At 61.6% G+C, this 21818-nt stretch carries 16 protein-coding genes; 11 read left to right on the forward strand and 5 right to left on the reverse strand.

What is annotated here, in order from left to right; genetic code table 11:
* The first annotated feature begins 34 nt into the window (after positions 1-34).
* The gene (locus TRP66_RS18130) at positions 35-592 is read left to right on the forward strand and encodes an MgtC/SapB family protein (RefSeq protein WP_333405310.1); all 558 of its coding nucleotides are present in this window, start codon (positions 35-37) and stop codon (positions 590-592) included.
* A 12-nt stretch (positions 593-604) separates the two neighbouring features.
* On the opposite strand, the gene TRP66_RS18135 is transcribed toward TRP66_RS18130, so the two are convergent.
* Positions 605-763, reverse strand: a complete 159-nt coding sequence (locus TRP66_RS18135) for a hypothetical protein (RefSeq protein WP_333405312.1) — start codon at positions 761-763, stop codon at positions 605-607.
* Positions 764-1070: 307 nt separating this feature from the next.
* Here TRP66_RS18135 and TRP66_RS18140 point away from each other — a divergent pair, with 307 nt between their 5' ends.
* From TRP66_RS18140 to glgB, 3 genes are read left to right on the forward strand one after another with little or no spacing between them, the layout of a single operon-like run.
* Entirely contained in the window at positions 1071-3092 is a 2022-nt protein-coding gene (locus TRP66_RS18140) for an alpha-1,4-glucan--maltose-1-phosphate maltosyltransferase (protein ID WP_333405314.1), read from the forward strand.
* 18 nt (positions 3093-3110) lie between these two features.
* On the forward strand, positions 3111-6443 hold the full coding sequence (gene treS, locus TRP66_RS18145) for a maltose alpha-D-glucosyltransferase (protein WP_333405316.1): 3333 nt from the start codon (positions 3111-3113) through the stop codon (positions 6441-6443).
* A complete protein-coding gene (glgB, locus tag TRP66_RS18150; RefSeq protein ID WP_333405318.1) occupies positions 6440-8671 on the forward strand; it encodes a 1,4-alpha-glucan branching protein GlgB in 2232 nt (743 codons plus the stop codon). Before treS ends, glgB begins: the two co-directional genes overlap by 4 nt.
* Before the next feature lie 89 nt (positions 8672-8760).
* On the opposite strand, the gene TRP66_RS18155 is transcribed toward glgB, so the two are convergent.
* From TRP66_RS18155 to TRP66_RS18165, 3 genes are all read right to left on the reverse strand, one after another.
* A complete protein-coding gene (locus TRP66_RS18155; protein ID WP_333405320.1) occupies positions 8761-11223 on the reverse strand; it encodes an autotransporter family protein in 2463 nt (820 codons plus the stop codon).
* Positions 11224-11599: 376 nt separating this feature from the next.
* Positions 11600-12805 (reverse strand): MFS transporter, encoded by a 1206-nt coding sequence (locus tag TRP66_RS18160; protein WP_333405322.1) that lies wholly within the window; start codon positions 12803-12805, stop codon positions 11600-11602.
* Between the two features lie 182 nt (positions 12806-12987).
* Positions 12988-14577 carry an ABC-F family ATPase gene (locus tag TRP66_RS18165; protein ID WP_333405324.1) on the reverse strand — a complete coding sequence of 530 codons (1590 nt, stop codon included), beginning with the start codon at positions 14575-14577 and terminating at the stop codon, positions 12988-12990.
* Positions 14578-14927: 350 nt separating this feature from the next.
* Here TRP66_RS18165 and TRP66_RS18170 point away from each other — a divergent pair, with 350 nt between their 5' ends.
* From TRP66_RS18170 to TRP66_RS18200, 7 genes are all read left to right on the forward strand, one after another.
* A complete protein-coding gene (locus tag TRP66_RS18170; protein WP_333405326.1) occupies positions 14928-15125 on the forward strand; it encodes a hypothetical protein in 198 nt (65 codons plus the stop codon).
* A 110-nt stretch (positions 15126-15235) separates the two neighbouring features.
* Positions 15236-15661: a DUF3830 family protein gene (locus TRP66_RS18175; protein ID WP_333405328.1), complete on the forward strand. Its 426-nt coding sequence runs from the start codon at positions 15236-15238 to the stop codon at positions 15659-15661.
* A 114-nt stretch (positions 15662-15775) separates the two neighbouring features.
* Positions 15776-16219: a hemerythrin domain-containing protein gene (locus TRP66_RS18180; protein WP_333405330.1), complete on the forward strand. Its 444-nt coding sequence runs from the start codon at positions 15776-15778 to the stop codon at positions 16217-16219.
* A 45-nt stretch (positions 16220-16264) separates the two neighbouring features.
* Positions 16265-16612 carry a 2-oxoacid ferredoxin oxidoreductase gene (locus TRP66_RS18185; protein ID WP_333405332.1) on the forward strand — a complete coding sequence of 116 codons (348 nt, stop codon included), beginning with the start codon at positions 16265-16267 and terminating at the stop codon, positions 16610-16612.
* A 49-nt stretch (positions 16613-16661) separates the two neighbouring features.
* On the forward strand, positions 16662-17057 hold the full coding sequence (locus tag TRP66_RS18190) for a RidA family protein (protein WP_333405334.1): 396 nt from the start codon (positions 16662-16664) through the stop codon (positions 17055-17057).
* 6 nt (positions 17058-17063) lie between these two features.
* Positions 17064-18269: an amino acid deaminase gene (locus tag TRP66_RS18195; protein WP_333405336.1), complete on the forward strand. Its 1206-nt coding sequence runs from the start codon at positions 17064-17066 to the stop codon at positions 18267-18269.
* 132 nt (positions 18270-18401) lie between these two features.
* The gene (locus TRP66_RS18200; RefSeq protein WP_333405338.1) at positions 18402-20888 is read left to right on the forward strand and encodes a UvrD-helicase domain-containing protein; all 2487 of its coding nucleotides are present in this window, start codon (positions 18402-18404) and stop codon (positions 20886-20888) included.
* A gap of 17 nt (positions 20889-20905) precedes the next feature.
* Here TRP66_RS18200 and TRP66_RS18205 read toward each other — a convergent pair whose 3' ends face one another.
* Positions 20906-21163, reverse strand: a complete 258-nt coding sequence (locus TRP66_RS18205; RefSeq protein ID WP_333405340.1) for a DUF1652 domain-containing protein — start codon at positions 21161-21163, stop codon at positions 20906-20908.
* Between the last annotated feature and the right edge of the window lie 655 nt (positions 21164-21818).

Below are 21818 nucleotides of genomic sequence, written 5' to 3' on the forward strand. Positions count from 1 at the left end.
CGGTCCGATGACAGGACGAGGCGAAGGAGACGCGATGAACAGCTGGTGGCAGGAAGTCATAGACACGTTGCAAGCAGAATTCTCCGACATTGCCGACCCTTCACAAGTGACCCGGATCACCGTCCGGCTGCTGATGGCCGCCGTTCTGGGCGGAATTCTGGGCTATGAGCGCGAGCACCGGGGCAAGGCCGCCGGAATCCGCACGCATATGCTGGTGTGCATGGGCTCGGCGTTGTTCGTGCTGGTTCCCAGCATGGCCGGCGCGGATGAAGATGCGCTCAGTCGGGTCGTACAGGGGCTGGTGGCAGGCATCGGCTTTCTCGGTGCAGGCACCATTCTGAAAGAGGGCGTGCGCAGCGCGGCGCAGGTCAAGGGCCTGACAACTGCGGCGGGTCTGTGGATGACGGCCGCTATCGGCGTCTCCGCTGGCATGGGGCGTGAAGCCACGGCGGTGCTCAGTACTCTGCTCGCGCTAGGAATCCTCAGTCTTGTTCCGAATGTGCTCGAACACGCTCGCCCGGATGCTGCCCGGACCCACAGACGCTCAGCCGCGACGCTGGATCGGACGCAGGACGAAAACCGCTCGTCCTGAGTCCTCACGCGTTCAGACAATCACCGGCGGCTCTTGCGCGGGCGGGTCACCGACCGGCGGATCGATCACCGGCGGCATGGTAGGAGGCGGTTCCTCGTCCGGCGGCGGAACCGGCAGGGTCGGATCGTCGATGTTCGGGTCCGGGGCTTCCGGCGGAATCGGGATGTTCATGCACAGCTCCTTTGCTCGGGGTCAATGACGCTTCGACCGCGCCGCGCCGGGCTAAATTCAGCGAGCGTCGCGACCGTGCAGCTCCGGTCGCCATCGCGACGCATTTCATGCGGTCTTTTTCCAGTGTGGTCTACGCTGCTGACGTCTCCAAACTTTTTGAACTTTGCCGTAGGCCACGGCTCGGAAAGTCAGGCGACCCGGTCACGCGAGGTCTTTACCGCCTCTGGCCGTCAGCCGTTGCACTGACCAATCTTTTACTGCATGGATCCGCACAGGAGCGTCCCTGGGGCGTGAGGAGTGATGCTCGATGAATGATCAGCCATACGGCCCGGATTCCCTGGCCACCGATGTACCCCATCCAACCCGTCCCTTGAGCCTCACCCACGCCTTGCAATTGCCGCGTGTCGTCATCGAAGACACGACGCCGGTGATCGACGGCGGGCTGTTCGCGGCCAAGGGCATCGTGGGCCAGCCGGTTACCGTGACCAGCAAGGTATTCGCCGACGGCCACGACAAGCTGGCGGTGCGGATTCGCTGGCGCGCCGCCGATGAAGAGTACTGGCATATTTCCCCGATGCGGGATCTGGGCAACGACAGCTGGGTCGGGCAGTTCACCCCCGTCTCGGTAAGCCGGTATGTGTTCCGGATCGAGGCCTGGATCGACCAGTACGCCAGCTACCGCTATGAACTGGAGAAGAAATTCGCCGCCGCCGTGCCCGTCGAGCTCGAACTTGAGGAAGGGCGCATCCATCTGGTCCACGCCGCCGAACGCAGTCAGGGCGAACTGCGCGCGCAGATCGAGCAGGTGATCGAGCACCTGTCACGGGGCGACAAGGAAGCGAAGGTTGCCTTGCTGCTGCACAGCGAAACAGCCGAGCTGATGCATCAGGCCGACAATCACACGTTCTTGAGCCGCAGCGTCGAATTTCCTCTGGACGTGGAGCGCGAACTGGCGCAGTTCGCCAGCTGGTATGAATTGTTTCCACGCTCGATCACCGATGATCCAAACCGGCACGGTACTTTCAAGGATGTCCACTCGCGCCTGCCGATGATCCGCGACATGGGCTTCGACGTGCTGTACTTCCCGCCGATCCACCCTATCGGCCGTGCCCACCGCAAGGGGCCGAACAACTCCTTGACCGCAGGCCCCGACGATCCCGGCAGCCCTTACGCCATCGGCAGCCCGGACGGCGGACATGAGGCCATTCACCCGCAACTGGGCAGCCGCGAGGATTTCCGCGAGCTGGTCGCGGCGGCCGCCGAGCATGGCCTGGAGATCGCGCTGGACTTCGCGATCCAGTGTTCCCAGGATCATCCCTGGCTCAAGCAGCATCCGGGCTGGTTCAGCTGGCGTCCGGACGGCACCATCCGTTACGCCGAAAACCCGCCCAAGAAATACCAGGACATCGTCAACGTCGACTTTTATGCCCCCGACGCCATTCCCAGCCTGTGGCTTGAGCTAAAGGACATCGTGCTGGGTTGGGTCCACGAGGGCGTCAAGATCTTCCGCGTCGATAACCCGCACACCAAGCCGCTGCCGTTCTGGCAGTGGATGATCGGTGAAGTCCGCAGCCAGCATCCGGACGTCATGTTCCTGGCCGAAGCCTTCACCAAGCCGGCGATGATGGCCCGGCTGGGCAAGGTCGGCTATTCCCAGAGCTATACCTACTTCACCTGGCGCAATACCAAGGCCGAGCTGTCGGAATACCTGACCCAGCTCAACGAGGCGCCGCTACGCGACTGCTACCGTCCCAACTTCTTCGTCAATACACCGGATATCAATCCGTTTTTCCTGCACGAGTCGGGACGGGCGGGCTTTCTGATCCGGGCGGCGCTGGCGACCATGGGCTCGGGCCTGTGGGGCATGTATTCGGGCTTTGAGCTGTGCGAGTCGGCACCGATTCCTGGCAAGGAAGAGTATCTGGATTCCGAGAAATACCAGATTCGCATCCGGGATTTTGCAGCGCCGGGCAATATCATCGCCGAGATCGCCCAGCTCAACCGCATTCGCCGTCAAAATCCGGCGCTGCACACCCATCTGGGCCTGAAGCTGTACGCGGCGTGGAACGACAATATCCTGTATTTCGGGAAACGCTCGGCCGATGGCGAAAACTTCGTGCTGGTCGCGGTCAGCCTTGATCCGCATAACGTCCAGGAGGCTCATTTCGAGCTGCCGTTGTGGGACATGGGTTTGCGTGACGACGCCGTGACGTCCGGGGAAGACCTGATGACCGGGCATCGCTGGAACTGGTACGGCAAGGTGCAGTGGATGCGCATCGATCCGGCTTACCAGCCGTTCGGCATCTGGCGAATCAAGGCAGCGAACTAAAACAACAAGGAGCCCTCGATGGCGAACGATCCCGCTGGTGCCGCCAACTTCCGCCAGGACCCGCTCTGGTACAAGGACGCTGTGATCTATCAGGTGCATGTGAAGTCCTTCTACGATTCCAACAACGATGGAATCGGTGACTTCGCCGGCCTGATCGAAAAGCTCGACTATATCGCCGGGCTTGGAGTCAACACGATCTGGCTGCTGCCGTTCTACCCGTCGCCGCGCCGCGACGACGGGTACGACATCTCGGAATACCGGGCCGTGCACAGCGATTACGGGACGATGGCGGACGCGCGCCGCTTCATCGCCCAGGCGCACAAGCGGAGCCTGCGGGTCATTACCGAACTGGTGATCAACCACACCTCCGACCAGCACCCATGGTTCCAGCGTGCACGGCGCGCCAAGCGCGGCTCACGGGCGCGGGATTTCTATGTATGGTCCGACACCGACAGCAAATACGACGGCACCCGGATCATTTTTCTCGACACCGAGAAATCCAACTGGACGTGGGATCCGGTCGCCGGCCAGTACTTCTGGCACCGGTTCTATTCGCACCAGCCGGATCTCAACTTCGACAATCCGCTGGTCATGAAAGCGGTACTCGGGGTCATGCGTTTCTGGCTGGACATGGGCATCGACGGGCTGCGTCTGGATGCCATTCCCTACCTCATCGAGCGGGATGGCACCAACAACGAAAACCTGACCGAGACTCACGAAGTACTCAAAAAGATTCGCGCCGAAATCGACGCCAATTATCCGGACCGCATGCTGCTGGCCGAAGCGAACCAGTGGCCGGAGGATACCCAGCTGTATTTCGGCGAGAGCCACGGAGGGCCCAACGGTGATGAATGCCACATGGCCTTCCATTTTCCCCTGATGCCGCGCATGTACATGGCACTGGCTCAGGAGGACCGCTTTCCCATCACCGACATCCTGCGCCAGACCCCGGAGATTCCGGCCAACTGCCAGTGGGCGATTTTCCTGCGTAACCACGATGAGCTGACCCTGGAGATGGTCACTGATCGCGAGCGCGATTATCTGTGGAACTATTACGCCGCCGACCGTCGTGCGCGCATCAACCTGGGCATCCGCAGGCGTCTGGCCCCGCTGGTGGAGCGCGACCGGCGCCGGGTCGAATTGCTCAACAGCATGCTGTTGTCGATGCCAGGTACGCCGACTTTGTACTACGGTGACGAGATCGGCATGGGCGACAACATCTATCTCGGCGACCGGGACGGGGTGCGCACTCCGATGCAATGGTCCATCGACCGCAACGGCGGTTTTTCCCGCGCCGATCCGGCCAGCCTGGTGCTGCCGCCGATCATGGACCCGCTGTACGGTTTTCAGTCGGTAAACGTGGAAACCCAGGAGAAGGACCCGCACTCGCTGCTCAACTGGAACCGGCGCATGCTGTCGGTGCGCAAGCAGCAAAAGGCTTTCGGGCGCGGCACGCTGAAAATGCTGTCACCGACCAACCGCCGCATCCTGGCCTATACCCGGGAATACACGGCACCGGACGGACACACTGAAATCGTGTTGTGCGTGGCCAACATGTCGAGCGCCGCACAGGCGGCGGAACTGGAACTGTCGGCCTATGCAGGCACGGTCCCGGTCGAGATGCTCGGTGGCAGCGCCTTCCCGCCGATCGGGCAATTGAACTATTTGCTCACCTTGCCCCCTTATGGCTTCTACTGGTTTCTTTTGGCTTCGGAGAATCAAATGCCCAGCTGGCACGTGGAACCTGCTCAAAGCATGCCGGACTTCCCGACGCTGGTGCTCAAGAAGCGCCTGGAAGAACTGCTCGACGAACCGCTGCGCGGGACGATGGAAAACACCTCGCTTGCGGTCTACATCCCCAAACGACGCTGGTTCGGCGCCAAGGACAAGCCTATCGAGCGCGTTCACATCGCCTACGCCACCCGATTTGGCGACCCGGCGCATCCGGTCCTGCTCAACGAAATCGAGGTCACTGCGGGCGGCCAGACCGAACGCTATCAGCTGCCATTCGGTCTCCTGGCCGAAGATGACATCGCCAGTGCATTGCCTCAGCAACTCGCACTGGCCAGGGTGCGGCGCGGGCGGCAGGTCGGGCTTATCACCGATGCCTTCACACTGGAGACGTTCGTTCGCGCGGTCATTCACGGCATGCAGGCGCAAACGGTACTGCACAGCAGTGACGGCGACCTGCGCTTCGAGCACACCGAGAATCTCACGGCGCTCGGGCTGAACAACGAGTCGGAAGTGCGCTATCTGTCGGCCGAACAGTCCAACAGCTCGGTGGTCGTCGGCAGCGCGCTGGTGCTCAAGCTGATCCGCAAGGTCAGCGCGGGCGTGCACCCGGAACTGGAGATGGGTGCTTACCTGACCAATGCCGGTTATCAGCACATTTCGCCGTTACTGGGTTCGCTGGTTCGGGTCGGCAGCGACGGACAGCCACATTTGCTGATGATCGCCCAAGGTTACCTGAGCAACCAGGGCGATGCCTGGGAGTGGACGCAGAACAATCTTGAACGTGCCGTGCGGGACGAAATGGCCCATGGCGTTTCCGGACAGGAACAGCATTACAACGCGCTGCTGGAACTGGCGGACTTTGCCCGGCATCTGGGTCAGCGTCTAGGCGAAATGCACCAGATTCTGGCAGAGCCGACCGACAACCCGGATTTCGCCGTCGAGCCGACCCGCGAAGAAGACAGCCAGGCTTCCGGCCGCAGTGTTGCCGCGCAGGTCGAAAATGCCCTGCAGCGTCTGGAACAGCGCAAGGCGGATCTCGAACCCCAGGATCAACAGCTGGTCAGCGATCTGCTGGCCAATCGCGAGCGGATCGGCCAGCACATTCAGGAACTGGCTCGTCGCTCGGTAGGCGGGCTGCGCATGCGGGTCCACGGGGACCTGCACCTCGGTCAGGTGCTGGTGGTCAAGGGCGATGCCTATCTGATCGACTTCGAAGGCGAACCGGCCCGTCCGCTGCAAGAGCGCCGAGCCAAGCACAGCCCCTTCAAGGATGTCAGCGGCGTGCTGCGCTCGTTCGATTACGCCGCTGCCATGGCGGTGCGCAGTGCCCAGAGCGTCGACACCTCGGAGGAAGCCGCGCAGGCGCGTCGTCGCGTGGCCGAGACCTATCTGTCCCAGGCCAGGCGGGCATTCATCGAAGGCTATGAAACCGCCACGGCCGGTATCGCCCATCAATGGCAAGAACAGGACGGGGAGAGCGCCGCACTGGAGCTGTTCACCCTGGAAAAAACCGCTTACGAAGTGATCTACGAGGCCGAGAACCGTCCCGCCTGGCTGGCGGTTCCGTTACAAGGTCTGCGTGGATTGCTGCAACTGTCTGATGGAGAGTCGAAATGAATGCGCCTGACAAGACCGGCACGGGCTTCAAAGCCATGCCAGCCACGGTAGACATGGATGCGCTGATCCGGGCCGAGCACCGTGATCCGTTCTCGATTCTGGGACCGCACGGCGACGGCGGCAGCGGTCAGATCGTGCGCGCCTACCTGCCGGGCGCCCTGAGCGTCAGACTGCTGGCCCGCGACGATCAGCGGGAGCTGGGCGAAATGCAGATGAGCGAGGTGCCCGGCTTTTTTGTTGGGCAGTTGGAGCACGCGCAGCCCTATCTGCTGAAAATCAACTGGGCGGGTGGTGAGCAGATCACAGAAGATCCTTACAGCTTCGGTGCCTTGCTGGGTGAGATGGATCTTTACCTGTTCGCCGAGGGCAACCATCGCGACCTGAGCAATTGCCTGGGTGCGCAGGTCATGACCGTCGAAGGCGTGGAGGGCGTGCGATTCTCGGTCTGGGCACCCAATGCCCGTCGGGTTTCGGTGGTCGGCAGCTTCAACAACTGGGACGGCCGCCGCCACCCGATGCGTCTGCGGCATCCGTCGGGCGTATGGGAAATCTTCGTACCGCGCCTGCAGCCGGGCGAGACCTACAAATACGAGATCCTGGGTGCCCACGGCATCCTGCCGCTCAAGTCGGACCCGATGGCGCGCGCGACCACCTTGCCGCCGGACACCGCGTCCAAGGTTGCCGCTCCCTTACAGTTCGAGTGGCAGGACCAGCAGTGGCTGGAATCCCGCGCCGAGCGCCAGACTCCAGCCGCGCCGCTGTCGATCTACGAACTGCATGCCGGTTCCTGGCAGATGGAGCAGAACGAGGAGGGGCAGTGGCGGCAGTACAACTGGCGCGAGCTGGCGGAGCGCCTGATTCCTTACGTGAAGGAACTGGGCTTCACCCATATCGAACTGATGCCGATCATGGAGCACCCGTTTGGCGGCTCATGGGGCTACCAGCTGCTGGCGCAGTTCGCGCCGTCCGCGCGCTATGGCACCCCGGAGGATTTCGCCGCGTTCGTGGACGCCTGCCACCAGGCTGAAATCGGCGTGATCCTGGATTGGGTGCCCGCGCACTTTCCTACTGACGAACATGGCCTGGCGCAATTCGACGGCACGGCGCTCTATGAGTACGCCAACCCGCAGGAAGGCTTTCACCAGGACTGGGACACTCTGATCTACAACCTGGGCCGCACCGAAGTGCACGGCTTCATGCTCGCCTCGGCACTGCACTGGCTCAAGCATTTCCACATCGACGGTCTGCGTGTGGACGCTGTTGCTTCCATGCTGTATCGCGACTACTCGCGCAAGGCCGGTGAGTGGGTCCCGAACCGTTTCGGTGGTCGTGAAAACCTCGAAGCTATCGATTTTCTCCGTCACCTCAACGATGTCGTCGCCCATGAAGCACCGGGTACCATGGTCATCGCCGAGGAGTCCACGGCGTGGCCCGGCGTCACCGGCAGTACGCAACAAGGTGGCCTGGGTTTCAACTACAAGTGGAACATGGGCTGGATGCACGATTCGCTGCACTACATGCAGCAGGACCCGATCCATCGGGCGCACCACCACGGTGAGCTGAGTTTCGGGCTGATGTATGCCTGGTCGGAGCGTTTCATCCTGCCGATTTCCCATGACGAAGTGGTGCATGGCAAACACTCCCTGATCGACAAGATGCCCGGCGACCGCTGGCAGAAGTTTGCCAACCTGCGCTCCTATCTGACCTTCATGTGGACCCATCCGGGCAAGAAGCTGTTGTTCATGGGCTGCGAGTTTGGCCAGTGGCGCGAATGGAACCACGACGAACAGCTCGACTGGTACCTGTTGCAGTACGCCGAGCACATCGGGGTCAAGAAACTGGTCAGCGACCTTAACCGGCTGTATCGCCAGGAAACCGCTCTCTATCAGCGCGATGCCGAACCGATGGGCTTCCAGTGGCTGATCGGCGACGACTCGTCCAACAGCGTTTATGCCTGGCTGCGCTGGAGCAAGGAGGGCGATCCGCTGCTGGTGGTCGCCAACCTGACGCCGGTGCCGCGCGAGGGCTACCGCGTGGGCGTGCCGTTCGAAGGCACTTGGGTCGAGCTGCTCAACAGCGACGCCGAGATGTACGCGGGATCGAACATGGGCAACGGCGGCGGGGTCCACACCCAGGACGAACGCGCCCATGGCATGCCGGTGTCCGTCTCCCTGAGCCTGCCGCCGCTCGCCGTGCTGATCCTGAAACCCAAGGCGGCGGAGGAGTAGACTGCAAAACTGACCTGTAGGAGCCAGCTTGCTGGCGATTCCCGCGTGCGCATCGCCAGCAAGCTGGCTCCTACCGGCGAAGTTGCAGTTCACCAACTCACCCGCACCCCCACGCTGCCTCGCAGTCCCCGATAGTCATTGGCATCCAGGTTCTGGCTGTAGTCGCCGTTGACATACAGACTGACTTCCCTCGACAAACGCGCGGCCAGTCCCGCGCCCAGATCGGCACGGGTGGAAGCGTGGCCGGTTTCGATGCGATCCACAGGGTCGAACTCGATTTGATCGTCGCTACCGAAGGTGTGCCAGATATTGGCCCGCAGGTAAGGCTCCAGCACCGCGCCCTGTAGCGGATAGCGGCCCTTGAACCGCGTTCCTATCCGGCCGGTATTGCGAGGCTGGGCGTCGAAAGACACATGTGAGATACCGTCGTTCTGGCTATCCAGATCGGTACGCTGGTGGATGAACTGCACCTGAGGCTCCGCAACCCATTGGTCGCTGATTCGCAGCGGATACCCGGCTTCGAGTGAAGCGCTCAACGCATCGCCCTCGGTATCGATGCCTGCCCCGCGCCCCGAACGAGCGTCACCCGTCAGCCGGCTGCCCATCAGCACCGCGTCCAGGTACCAGCCTCGCTGCCCGACCAGCGTCCAGTACGCGCCCAGACTGTCGGAGTCGATGTCCAGCTTGCCGCTGCGCCGGTCTTCGAAACCTTCCGCGAAGCCGTTGACGTGGCCTTTCAAACGGCCATGACCGGCGAACAGCCCCACGCGATGCAGGTTGCCGGTGTCGGAGCGCCATGCGTAGAGGTCATGGCCGACTTGCCAACCCTCAACCGTCGCATCCAGGGTTGGGCTCACCGTCCCGGACTCGGTCTGCCGGAAGTCATTGCCCAGCAGGCGGACCCACCCGGCCGGGACAGGCCCCGTTTCACTGAGCAGACTTTGCTCGCCCTGGCGTTCATGAAAGGTGCCGATGGAGGCGAGCGCGAGCGTTGCGGTCGCTGAGGGTATGGCTGACCAGACGGGCACTTCCAGCCGATAGAGCGCAATGGGCTCGGCGTCGAACGCTGCCCCGGGTAAGGCGGGCGTTCCGGGAGCAGGGACGGGCAACAGGGCGGCCGGTTCGGGTTGCGGTACTTCAGGCGTAGGCTGCGGTGTCGGCGCGGTCGGCGGCACTGGATCAGGACCCGATACCGGAGGGACCGGCGGCGGCACGGGCGGTTCGGCCGGTAGCGGCGCGCTGCGCGGAGAAACCACGGATGAGCGCAGGAACCAGCTGTTTTCCGAGCCGGCCGTCACACCACCTTTGAACAGGTAGTACTGAAAGGCCCCGGCGGACAGAGGGCTGCCGAGGCTGAAGGCGGTGCTGTCGCTGGTTGCGCCTTCAAGCGCCTGGACCACCTCGATGCCGTTCAACCGGGTCGAGGCGCCAGTGCCGTCGAGGTTGCTGACGTTGAGCTCGGTTCGACCGCTGATCGTGCCGCCGGCCACGATCAGTCGGTCGGTGGCCGAGTTGTCATCACCGAGAACCGACTGCAGCAGCAGGCGGCCATTGTCGCCGGTATAGTCGCCGTCGATTCGCAGGGTATCGCCCGCCACGGCGCCGCTGGACGTCAGATCCAGCGTACCGGCGTTACGCACGGATACCCGTTGCGTCGCCAGAAAAGGCACCACGCTGCCGGTCGTGGATGAAACACGACTGGTGGCGTCGATTTGCAAGGTTCCCGTGCCGCTGGCCGCGTCGCCCAGTACCAGGGGCGCGGCCAGATCGAGGCGCGAGCCGTTGCCAAGGTTGATCTGCTCCCAGTTCAGGTAACGTTGCGGGCCGGCGCTCTCGGTCGCCGACAGATCCAGCCGGTCGACACCGGTTCCCGCATCGATCGAAGGGGCAGGGGCCAGGAGTGTCTCGTCCAGATTTTCCAGCAGGGCCGAGTCGTTGCCGTCGGCCAGCAGTACGGCACCGCGCACCGTGCCACCGTCACGCCAGACAAATCGGTCGTTGCCGAAACTGGTGCGGATCTCCCCGCCGATGTCGCCGCCGGTCAGAGTGACCTGGTCGTCGCCGCCGCTGACACTGATCGCGCCACCAATGCTGCCGCCACGGACGATGATGGTGTCGCGCCCAAACCCGGTGACCAGGTTGCCAACGATGCGGCCACCGCTCAGATCGAAGAAATTGTCGTCCAGTTTCATGTCTACCCGGCCGATGGTGCCTCCGGACATGGTTGCATTGTCACCATCTTCGAACGCATTGCTGATGGTCCCGGCCGTCATATTGAAACGGTCCAGGCCGTCGCCCTGAAACAGCGAGCGCAGGCTGCCGCCGGTCATTTCGAAGGTGTCGATGCCCGATCCCTGGCTGACATCGCCGGTGATCGAGCCGCCGCTGATGACGAACCTGTCGGCGCCATCTCCCTGAGTGACATTACCCGTAATGACGCCGGAGGCCATGTCGACCAGATCCTGACCCGGACCGAAACCGACATTTCCGGTTATCGAGCCCGAACCGCCCGACGGAAACACCAAGGCATTGTCGCCCGTAAGGTCAGTCAATGGTCCGCTTGTGCCGCTGTCACAGACATAGCGATCATTTACGGTGGATGGGACAAGACTGCATGCGCCATGAACATCCAGTGGCACACAGGCAAGGGCGGTGAGGGGCAGAATCCTGAAGCTGTAACGCAGAACGAAACCCGGTTTCATGACAGCTCTCCCTGGTGACGTAGGCAGGGAGGCGATTGATAGGGTTCAGACTACAGAATGCCCGAATGCCACGTAGCGACCGCAACGTGATTGCGGCAAATTTCCAGCCGGATCAAGGCTGGATGGAGAAAGTCAAGATTGGATCCAGACGAGCGTCAATAAACCGACCGACCAGCGGGCCAGCATTTATTCATATGCTGGAAGGCAAAATGCATAGCTGGCTATATCAGCTGCTTTTCACCGACCGCTTCGACAACCACAAGGTCAGCAGCAGTGCGCTTGTCGATAAAAGCGCAGCGTAGAAGAAGATCCAGTCATACCCCTGGCCCAGCGCGATCGCGCCCATGACCGGCCCGGCAAGTGCCAGTGCCAGATCGAAGAACACCGCGTAGGCACTCAGGCCTGCGCCCCGGCTGGGCGTCGGCACGCTTTTAATCGCCTCGACCCCGAGCGCCGGGTAGACCAGCGACAGGCCCAGCCCGGCAAGACCGGCCCCGGTCAGTGCGAAGCCAGTGGTCGGAGACAGCCACAAAAGCGCCAGACCACAGGTTTCGACGCCCATGCAGATGATGGCGGCGTTGAAACCGCCCAGACGGTTGATCGCGCCGATGAACACCAGACGAGCCAGAATGAAGCAGACCCCGAAGACCGTCAGGCACCAGGCCGCGCCTTCCCAGCCGCGACTGACGTAGAACAGCGTGATGAAGGTCGTCAGGGTCCCGTAGCCGATGGAAGACAGGGTCAGGCCCAGCCCGTACGGCGCGATCCGGCCGAATACCGACCAATAAGGCAGGCGCTCGCCGGGGACCACTGGCACCGAGGGCTTGCCGCGGATCATGTACAAGGCCAGGCCGCCCAGCAGCACCAGCGCGATGCCCAGGCAGTCGATGCCCACCTGATCGATCATAACCACGCCCAGCGGCGCCCCGATGGCGATAGCGCCATAGGAGGCGATGCCGTTCCAGGAAATCGATCGGGCCGTGTGCTCCGCCCCGACTTTGGCGATGCACCAGCTGATGGTGCCGACGCCGATCATGCCCTGCGCGACCCCAAGAAACACCCGCGCCACGATCAGGATCGACAGGCTCGTCACGGGGAAGCTGTCCAGCAAGGTCGCCAGAAGCGTCAAGGCGCCGCTGATGACGATGCCGCTCAAACCGAAGACGATGGCGCGCTTGCTGCCCAGGTTATCCGTGGCACGGCCGGCGAAAGGACGGCTCAACAGCGTGGCGAGGTACTGCGAGGCAATCGCGAGTCCGGCGATCAACGCGCTGAAGCCCAGATGATCGTGGATGTAGCCCGGCAGTACCGCGATGGGCAGGCCGATGCATAGAAAGGCGATGAAGGTGTAGAAGACGATGGACACGATCTGCAAGGTGATCGTCATGGAGCTGGGCTGCGCGGGCGTGTTGTTGTTTTCGGCGACAGACATGAGGCACGTTCGCTGCGGGCTGAAGATGTACGCCATCATCGCCCGAGCGAAGCGGAAAGGAAAGCAGGCTAACGATCTACACCTTCACCCGTAGGAGCCAGCTTGCTGGCGATAGACCGTGTAATGATCGCCAGCAAGACGGATCGCCGCCCGCTGGCTCCTACATGTGTGCGGGATATTGCTTAGATCGCCACACCCTGACTGCGCAGGTAGTCATCGTAGGTGCCGCTGAAGTCGATGACGCCGCTCGGGCTCAGTTCGATGATGCGGGTGGCCAGCGAGGATACGAACTCGCGGTCGTGGCTGACGAAGATCAGCGTACCGGGATAGTTTTCCAGCGCCAGGTTCAGCGCTTCGATCGATTCCATGTCCAGGTGGTTGGTGGGTTCGTCCATCACCAGCACGTTGGGCTTTTGCAGGATCAGCTTGCCGAACAGCATGCGGCCTTGTTCACCACCGGAGATCACCTTGACCGACTTGAGGATCTCGTCGTTGGAAAACAGCATACGGCCCAAGGTGCCCCGTACCAGTTGCTCGCCGCCCTGAGTCCACTGACCCATCCAGTCGAACAGGGTGCAGTCATCTTCGAAATCGTGCGCATGGTCCTGAGCGTAGTAACCGATTTCCGCCGATTCGGTCCACTTCACAGAGCCGGCGTCAGGCTGCAGCTCGTTGACCAGAGTGCGCAGCAGTGTGGTCTTGCCAATACCGTTGGGGCCGATGATCGCGACGCGCTCGCCCGCTTCGACGGTAAAGCTGAAATCCTTGAAGAGAGTATTGCCGTCGAACCCCTTGGCCATGTGCTCGACGACAACGGCCTGACGGTGCAGCTTCTTGGTCTGCTCGAAACGGATGAACGGGCTGACGCGGCTGGAAGGCTTGACCTCGGCCAGCTGGATCTTGTCGATCTGCTTGGCGCGGGACGTGGCCTGCTTGGCTTTCGAGGCGTTGGCCGAGAAACGGCTGACGAAGGATTGCAGCTCGGATATCTGTGCTTTCTTCTTGGCGTTGTCGGCCAGCAACTGCTCGCGGGACTGGGTCGCCACGGTCATGTACTCGTCGTAGTTGCCCGGGAACAGGCGCAGTTCGCCGTAATCCAGGTCAGCCATGTGGGTGCACACGCTGTTGAGGAAGTGACGGTCGTGGGAAATGATGATCATCAGGCTGTTGCGCTGGGTCAGCACGTTTTCCAGCCAGCGGATGGTGTTGATGTCCAGGTGGTTGGTCGGTTCGTCGAGCAGCAGCACTTCCGGATCCGAGAACAGCGCCTGGGCCAGCAGGACACGCAGTTTCCAGCCCGGCGAGACTTCGCTCATGGGACCGAAGTGCTGCTCGATGCCGATCCCCAGGCCCAGCAGCAGTTCGCCGGCGCGGGATTCGGCGGTATAGCCGTCCATCTCGGCGAATTCGGTTTCCAGCTCGGCGACCGCCATGCCGTCTTCTTCGGTCATTTCCGGCAGCGAGTAGATGCGGTCACGCTCGGCCTTGACCTTCCACAGCTCTTCGTGGCCCATGATCACAGTGTCGATCACACTGAATTCTTCGTAGGCGAACTGGTCCTGGCGCAGCTTGCCCAGGCGTACGTTCGGCTCCAGCATCACCTGCCCGCCGGACGGCTCCAGATCACCGCCCAGGATTTTCATGAAGGTGGACTTGCCGCAACCGTTGGCGCCGATCAGGCCGTAACGGTTGCCCGCGCCGAACTTGACCGAGACATTCTCGAACAGAGGTTTGGGGCCGAACTGCATGGTGATGTTAGCTGTGGAGATCAATTGCCTTACCTATCAGTACTTTGGGGCCGCCAACTCGGAAAATGCCTGCGCAACGAAGGTTGCCGGAACGTGACCGGACAAGCTGCGACAAGCGTTCGAAGGTGGTGCGGCGGACATGCGTCGACAGCAACGCGAGCATGTCACAGCCGAGTTGCCGGAAGATGAATGCGGGTTGAATGCCAGACATTGGTGCGCATTGTCGCATAGGTGCGGCAGCAATTGCATGGCACGCATGCCCATGACCTGCGACAAAACGCGCAGCCGGGCCGGTGTTGCGAAAAGATCCGCAGCGCCTAGTCTGTCTGACAGCTTGTCCGTCGAAACCTGCCTCTGAGAATCTGGAGTCCGCCATGTCGAATCTGCCACCGCTGTTCACCGACGAGATCCAGGCCTGGGATCGCTACGCCGCCGCAGCGCTCAGCGGGCTGGCCGCACAGGTCCAACCCTGCGAGAAAACCGTTCAGGCCGCCGCCGAACTGGCCGATGGGCTGCTTCGCGAGCGGCAGAAACGCATCAAGGCCGCCAAGGAGCAACTGTTCCAGCACTGAAGATTGCCAGCGCATCGGCAACCGCGCTGCGATAGCCGGCGACCTCGGTACGCGGCTGATATATGCTGCCGAGCCATCGCCCATCGATCGTCAGTTCAAGGAGCAGCCCCGTGACCACTATCAGGATTACCGCCGGCGGATACGAGTTTCTGGCCGAACCCAACCCCGATGCGCCGCAGACGGTGGCCGCGTTCCTCCAGCTTCTGCCGTACCGGCAGAAATTCATTCATGTGCGCTGGAGCGGCGAGGGGTGCTGGGTGCCGCTGGATGACTACCAGTTGAAACTCGACGATCAGCTCATCGGCTTCGAGAACGCCACCAGCCATCCTTCGGTGGGCGACATCCTGTTCTATCCCGGCGGCTACAGCGAAACCGAAATCATCCTGGCGTACGGCTCCTGCTGCTTCGCGAGCAAGATGGGGCAGCTGGCGGGCAATCATTTCCTGACCATCACCCACGGCAAGGAGAACCTGCGCAAGCTGGGCGTAAAGACCCTCTGGGAGGGCGCGCAGGACGTGGTCTTCGAACTGGCGTGAACCACGGCGCGCAACGCGCAGTATTAGATAGCCAGCAGCGGTGAACTGCGAGCAGCGCTTCAAGGTCTAGAGAACATCGCTTCCGATATCTGGAGGCCGTGCCGGAGACAGTCCTTGAATATTTTCGAAGCCCTGCGTGAAAGCCATGAACGTCAACGTCGTTTCGCCGAGGCCCTGGTGCAGACCAGCGGAGAAAGCGAAGAGCGCATAGAGGCTTACAAGCGACTCAAGGAAGAGTTGCACGCCCATGAAACCGCCGAAGAGCGTTTCTTCTACATCCCGCTGATGGCCCATGACAGCGGCGTGGATCTGAGTCGTCATGCGATTTCCGAACACCACGAAATGGACGAGATGATCGAAGAGCTGGACGACACCGAAATGTCCAGCCCGGCCTGGCTGGCAACCGCCCGCAAGCTGTCCGACAAGGTTCATCATCACCTGGAAGAGGAGGAGCACAAGTTCTTCCAGATGGCGGGCAAGATCCTCGACGATACACAGAAGCAGACCCTGGCGCGCCAGTACTTCGAGGAATACCGCGAACAACTGGCCGAAGGCTGATACCGCAGTGCTAGACTTCGCTTTTTTTACGAGCGAAGTCCAGCCATGAAGTTACCGGTAATTGCCCTTGCAGCAGCGTGCCTGGCGGGTTGCGCCGCGCCATCCCAGTCGGATCGCGCTGCGGGGCCTGTAAAGGTACTGTCCAGCACCAAGCAGGCAGCGGCCGTTGCCCAGTGCATCCAGGTCTCCTGGCAGAACGAAGCGATGTTCGGCGCAACGTCGGATGTCTTCATGCACAAGCTGGATAATGGCGGGTTTACCGTATTCACCACCGAGGCGCGCTACTTTGCCGACGTGCGCGGTGGCGCTGCCGACACCGCGATCGAGTTCTTCGCCCCCGCCAATGATCCCCAGGCACCGCTACGGGCCGCCGCAATCGCGACCTGCCTGTAACGCCCGGCGGGCAGATTTGCTCTGTGTTTCAAGGAAAGAGGAGATCCCCATGAGCATCACCCGATATGGCGCTGGCAGTACAGCCGGAGGCGGACAGCCAAGGCCGTTCGCCAGGGCAGTGGAGGCCGATGGCTGGCTGCATGTGTCCGGCCAGGTGCCGGCGCTGGATGGCGAAATCATCACAGGTGGCATCGTCGAGCAGACTCACCAGACGATGCGCAACCTGATCGCGATTCTGGAAGAAGCGGGCTATACCCTGCAGGATGTGGTCCGGGTCGGTGTCTGGCTGGACGATCCCCGGGATTTCTGGAGTTTCAACAAAGTGTTCGCCGAGTATTTCACCCCTGAACATGCGCCGGCCAGGGCCTGCGTGCAGGCCAGCATGATGGTCGACTGCAAGGTGGAGATCGACTGCATTGCGTACAAAGCCAAAAGGCCGGAGTAGAGCCGCATGAGCATCGAAGTCATGGAGAAAGGCAGCGCCAGACCCGGGGACAGTCTGATCCGTGACGTCAGCCTGCCCGCGCTGGTGATTCATGAGCGGGCGTTGTCGCACAACATCCGCTGGATGCAGGCGTTCGCCACTGCCAGCGGAGCTGAGTTGGCACCCCATGGCAAAACCACGATGGCGCCGGCATTGTTCAGCCGGCAGCTGCGCGAGGGTGCCTGGGGTATCACTCTGGCAACCGCCGTGCAGACTCGAGCGGCTTATGCCCACGGAGTGCGTCGTGTATTGATGGCCAATCAACTGGTCGGCACTGCCAACATGGCGCTGATCGCCGAGTTGCTGACCGATCCGGTGTTCGATTTCTACTGCCTGGTCGATAATCCCGACAACGTGGCGGCGCTGGGCGCTTTCTTCGGTTCACGCGGGCTGCGGCTCAAGGTGATGATCGAATATGGCGTGCCCGGAGGACGTTGCGGTTGCCGCAGCGAGCAGCAGGTATTGGCCCTGGCCGACGCCGTAGCAGCGCAACCCACGCTGTTGCTCGCCGGCATCGAGGGGTATGAAGGGGTGATCAAGGGCGAGCAGGCCACCGACGGCATCAGGGCTTTTGCCGCTTCGCTGGTACGCCTGGCGGTCGGGCTGCAGGATCGTGGCGCATTCGGGCTGGAGCGCCCCATCGTCACGGCGTCCGGGTCCGCGTGGTATGACCTGATCGCCGAAGCCTTCGACGCACAGGCGGTACGCGAACGCTTTCTGGGCGTGTTGCGGCCGGGCAGTTACGTCGTTCATGACCACGGCATCTACAAGGATGCCCAGCGCGCGGTGCTTGACCGGCGAGCGGGATTGAGCGAAGGTCTGTTGCCCGCGCTGGAGGTGTGGGCCCATGTGCAGTCGCTTCCCGAACCGGGGCTGGCGGTAGTCGCCATCGGCAAGCGTGACGTCGCTCATGATGCGGGCCTGCCTACCCCCTTGCGGCGTTTCAGGCCTGAAGATCAGGCTTCCTCAGGGCACGATGTTACTGACTGCAAGGTGACCGCGATCATGGACCAGCACGCCTTTATGGTCGTCCCCGCCGGTTGCGATCTCAAAGTGGGAGACGTGATCTCGTTCGGCACTTCCCATCCGTGCCTGACCTTCGACAACTGGCGCAGAGGCTGTCTGGTCAATGAAGACCTGTGCGTGACAGAAGTCTTCGAAACCTGTTTCTAGAGGATTGCAGATCTGTGAAATGACCTGCAGTTGATCGGCTAAGGCATTGACCTCTAAGCATTTCGCTGGAGGTTAAAATCGTTTCGAGCCACCATAGCGCTCTTCGCCTGCGAATCATTTTCTGGAGTCTGCGTGCCTGACGAGCTGCCATCCGCCCCTCTGACCGACCTGGATCTGGAACTCAATCCGGCCGACCGATTGCCTTTCTACAAGCGGGTCCTTTCAAGGATTTTGGGCAGCAGCCTGAACGGGTTGAAAGCCCGTCATCAGCCGTCGTGGTTCCAGGGGCATGCCGATGGCTATCTGAACGGCCATATCGAAGGCGTTCGGGAAGGCTACGCCGAAGGGCATCTGGACGGCCTGGAGCAGGGGCGTCAGGTGTTGGTGATCCGCGACACACGACCTGTCGAGCACAAGGGCCCCAGAATCGACGATCACCTGTTCGAGGACTGGCGTCTGCCGCTGACGCCCGAACTCAAGAAAAGAATCAAGCAGGATGTGTCGCAACGGATCGCCGCTCACGCTCAGCCCAGCGCTGCCCAGTGGAAAATGATCCTTAGCGATACGCCTTCGACCTATGTGATCGCCGGAGCCGGCGCGGGCAAGTCTACATCGCTGGTCCTGCGCATCCTGCTGCTCCACCATTACCTGGGTTATGAGCTGGACGCGATGACGGTAGTCACCTTTACCCGCGAGTCCCGCAAGGATTTCATCGCCAGGCTTACCGAGGTATTCCGGCTTTGGGGTCATGAACTGGGTACGGGCGCGGGACGCAATCTGGTTCGCACCTTTCATTCGCGGATTCTGCCGCTGGTGCGCAGCCTGCCGGGGTTCGAGCAACTGGGCGCTTTCGAAAATCTGGGCAACGCGCCTGCGGGTCGTATCGACGACCCGGACAGCAATCCGTTCGACTTGCGCCTCAACGACGCCCAAAGGCAGCAGTTGAACCTCTGCTATCGCGACCTGTACGCTAGCAATGAGCGTTTCCGCGAAGTCATTGCGCCGTTGTACCGTCACGCCGTGCAGCTCAAGGCACTGGATCGTGATCATCCTGATGTGCAAAAGCGTGTCGCAGTGACCGAGCTGTCCGCCAAACGCGATGAAGAACTCTGCGACATCATCGAAGACTTGTGGATTCGCGCCGGTGCCTGGCCGATCAAGGGCATCGAGCCGATGCGCCAGACCTTCGAGATCAATGGCTCCGGGTTCTATGTGCATGGCTACTGCGCCGAGCTGGACGCCTGGATCGTGCTCGGGCTGGATCCGGGGGAAGACCAGCAGATGAAGCGTCCTGGGGCCAAGCTTCCGGTCTGGGCCGAATGGGTCATCAAACGCACCCTGTTTCAAGCTTTTGGCCGCAAACCTCTGATATGGCTGGAGGATTACCAACAAGGTCGGCAGGTTTTGCAGTCCCTGGCCGGCTCAGCCGTGGCCGGACCTGGCTTCGACTACCGGGTCAAAGGCGAACTGAGCGCCGCGCCGCTGCTCGACGCTTTCGTGACCGCCGCCAACTTCATCGAAAACCTGGGCCTGGACGTGCCAGCCGCAGTGGCCGAGATGAGTTTTGCCAGCGACGACCCAGACCGTTTTTTCTTCGAAGGCTTGAGCCTGTTCTGGAAAGCCTTCGAAAGCCATTTGCTGGCGCAGAAGCCGCCCGTCATGACTTACAACCGCATGTTCGCGTTGTTTGGAGAAACGGCGCCCGAGAATCTGCAACAGGTCAGCGATGAAGTGCTTCGCCCTTTGTCTCACTTGATGATCGACGAATTCCAGGACGTTTCCCCGCAGATCGTTTCCTGGCTCCGTGCCAGCCTGCGGGAAATCCGCCGTCGCGGTCCGGCCATGCACACCGGCCGCATCGCCCAGCACTCATCCCTGCTGTGCGTCGGCGACGACTGGCAGTCGATCTACGGCTGGCGAGGGAGCTCTCCCAAGTACTTCATGGAATTCACGCGCCAGTTTTCGTCTCCGGCCACCACCAGAGTGATGCTCAGCGACAACTTCCGCAGTCATCAGCACATCATCGATGCGGCGGAACACATCGTGCGCGCGGCACCCGCCATCCCCGGCAAGAAGGCTCGTGCCAGCGGCGCTGTCCAGGAATTGTTGCCAGTCCAGGTGCTGGACCGGGACGAAGAAGCCGTCGCCGATCATGTGGACCGGCATTACCGCGAGGGCGATTCAATCCTTTTGCTGTATCGCAAGGCGAGCGAAAAGGCACGTTTCTCACCGCGTCTTCAGGCCATGCTCGACGCCGAACAGGCGATGCCTGCGCATGCGCGCAGGATCAAGAGCCTGACCTATCACAGCTCCAAAGGGCTGCAGGCCGATGCGGTGTTCCTGCTGGGTGATTGTCAGCACCTGACGGTTTCGCCCTACAAGAATCAGGTCTATCGGCTGGCGGGGCTTGGAGAAACCGGCGACTTGCAACCTTTCGACTCGGCACAGAAGGACGAAACCCTGCGACTGGCGTACGTCGCGATCACGCGTGCGGCGCGGCATTGCTACTGGTATGTGGACAAGACGAGCAACGCGCCGGAGCAGGCAGCCATGCCCAAGGCGTCGGATCGGGTGGCAGGCGACAAACCGTTCTTCGAAGATATGCGCGCAGGGCAGTGACGCCCACGCTCAGGGCTTCAGCAGAAACGCACCTTGGGCTGAGCCTGAAACAGTTCCAGCTCGGCTTCGATGGCTTCGATGATGCGTTCCACGTCGGTAGCACTCATCACGGTCGAGCAGGGCAGCCCTGCGATCGCCAGTACCGTCTCGCCACTGGCCCGGTCGAAAAGGCGCGCGATCATACTGCCGGGCGCATCCATGCTGCCTTCGAAACCGACCGGGTGGAAATGCCAGCGCATCAACTGGCAGGCGTTGGGAAAGGTGACTTTATTCATGACGGCGACCCACCTGCTGCAATCGAGCACTTCCTTTGCTCCGATGGTAGGGAAAGACCGTTCTGGACTCGCGAATCGGCGTGTCTTATCCAGACCGGCGCTCAAACAGGGCGCCGGACGACTGGAACGGTCTCGGTAAGAACTAAAAGTAGCACCTGTAAGCACATCTTACGGAGATTTTTTCATGACAATTGAAAAAAGTTCCATTGACCTGACGCATGTCAGTGTTTTTGATCGTAGCGATATAGCTACGCATACCTTGTAGGAGCCAGCTTGCTGGCGATCTGCAGTATCCCATTTGTCTCGGGTGCACGTAATCGCCAGCAAGCTGGCTCTCATCAAACAAAACCTATCTTCTTGATTTGCATGGCCGAAAAACGCACTTGCCGTGGGAGGGAGCTTGCTCGCGACGGCTTTTACGGCGCTGGCACTGCCGGCTGCGGGCATATCTGTTACCGCGTGCGCTGGACCTCCTGGTTCCGGCCTTCACGGCCGGGTCACTTTCCTTTCGGGGAAAGTAACCAAAGCCTGAACTGACCCCCAAAAGTTGGACATCCAGTTCGACCCAAGGGGACAACCATGACGAAGTACAATCCGGCGTTCAAGCTCAAGCTGGTCAAGCAGTGCTTGTCCAGCGACAGTCTCAATAGCGTGG

The organism is Pseudomonas sp. JDS28PS106 (genome assembly GCF_036706555.1).
Classification (GTDB): Bacteria; Pseudomonadota; Gammaproteobacteria; order Pseudomonadales; family Pseudomonadaceae; genus Aquipseudomonas.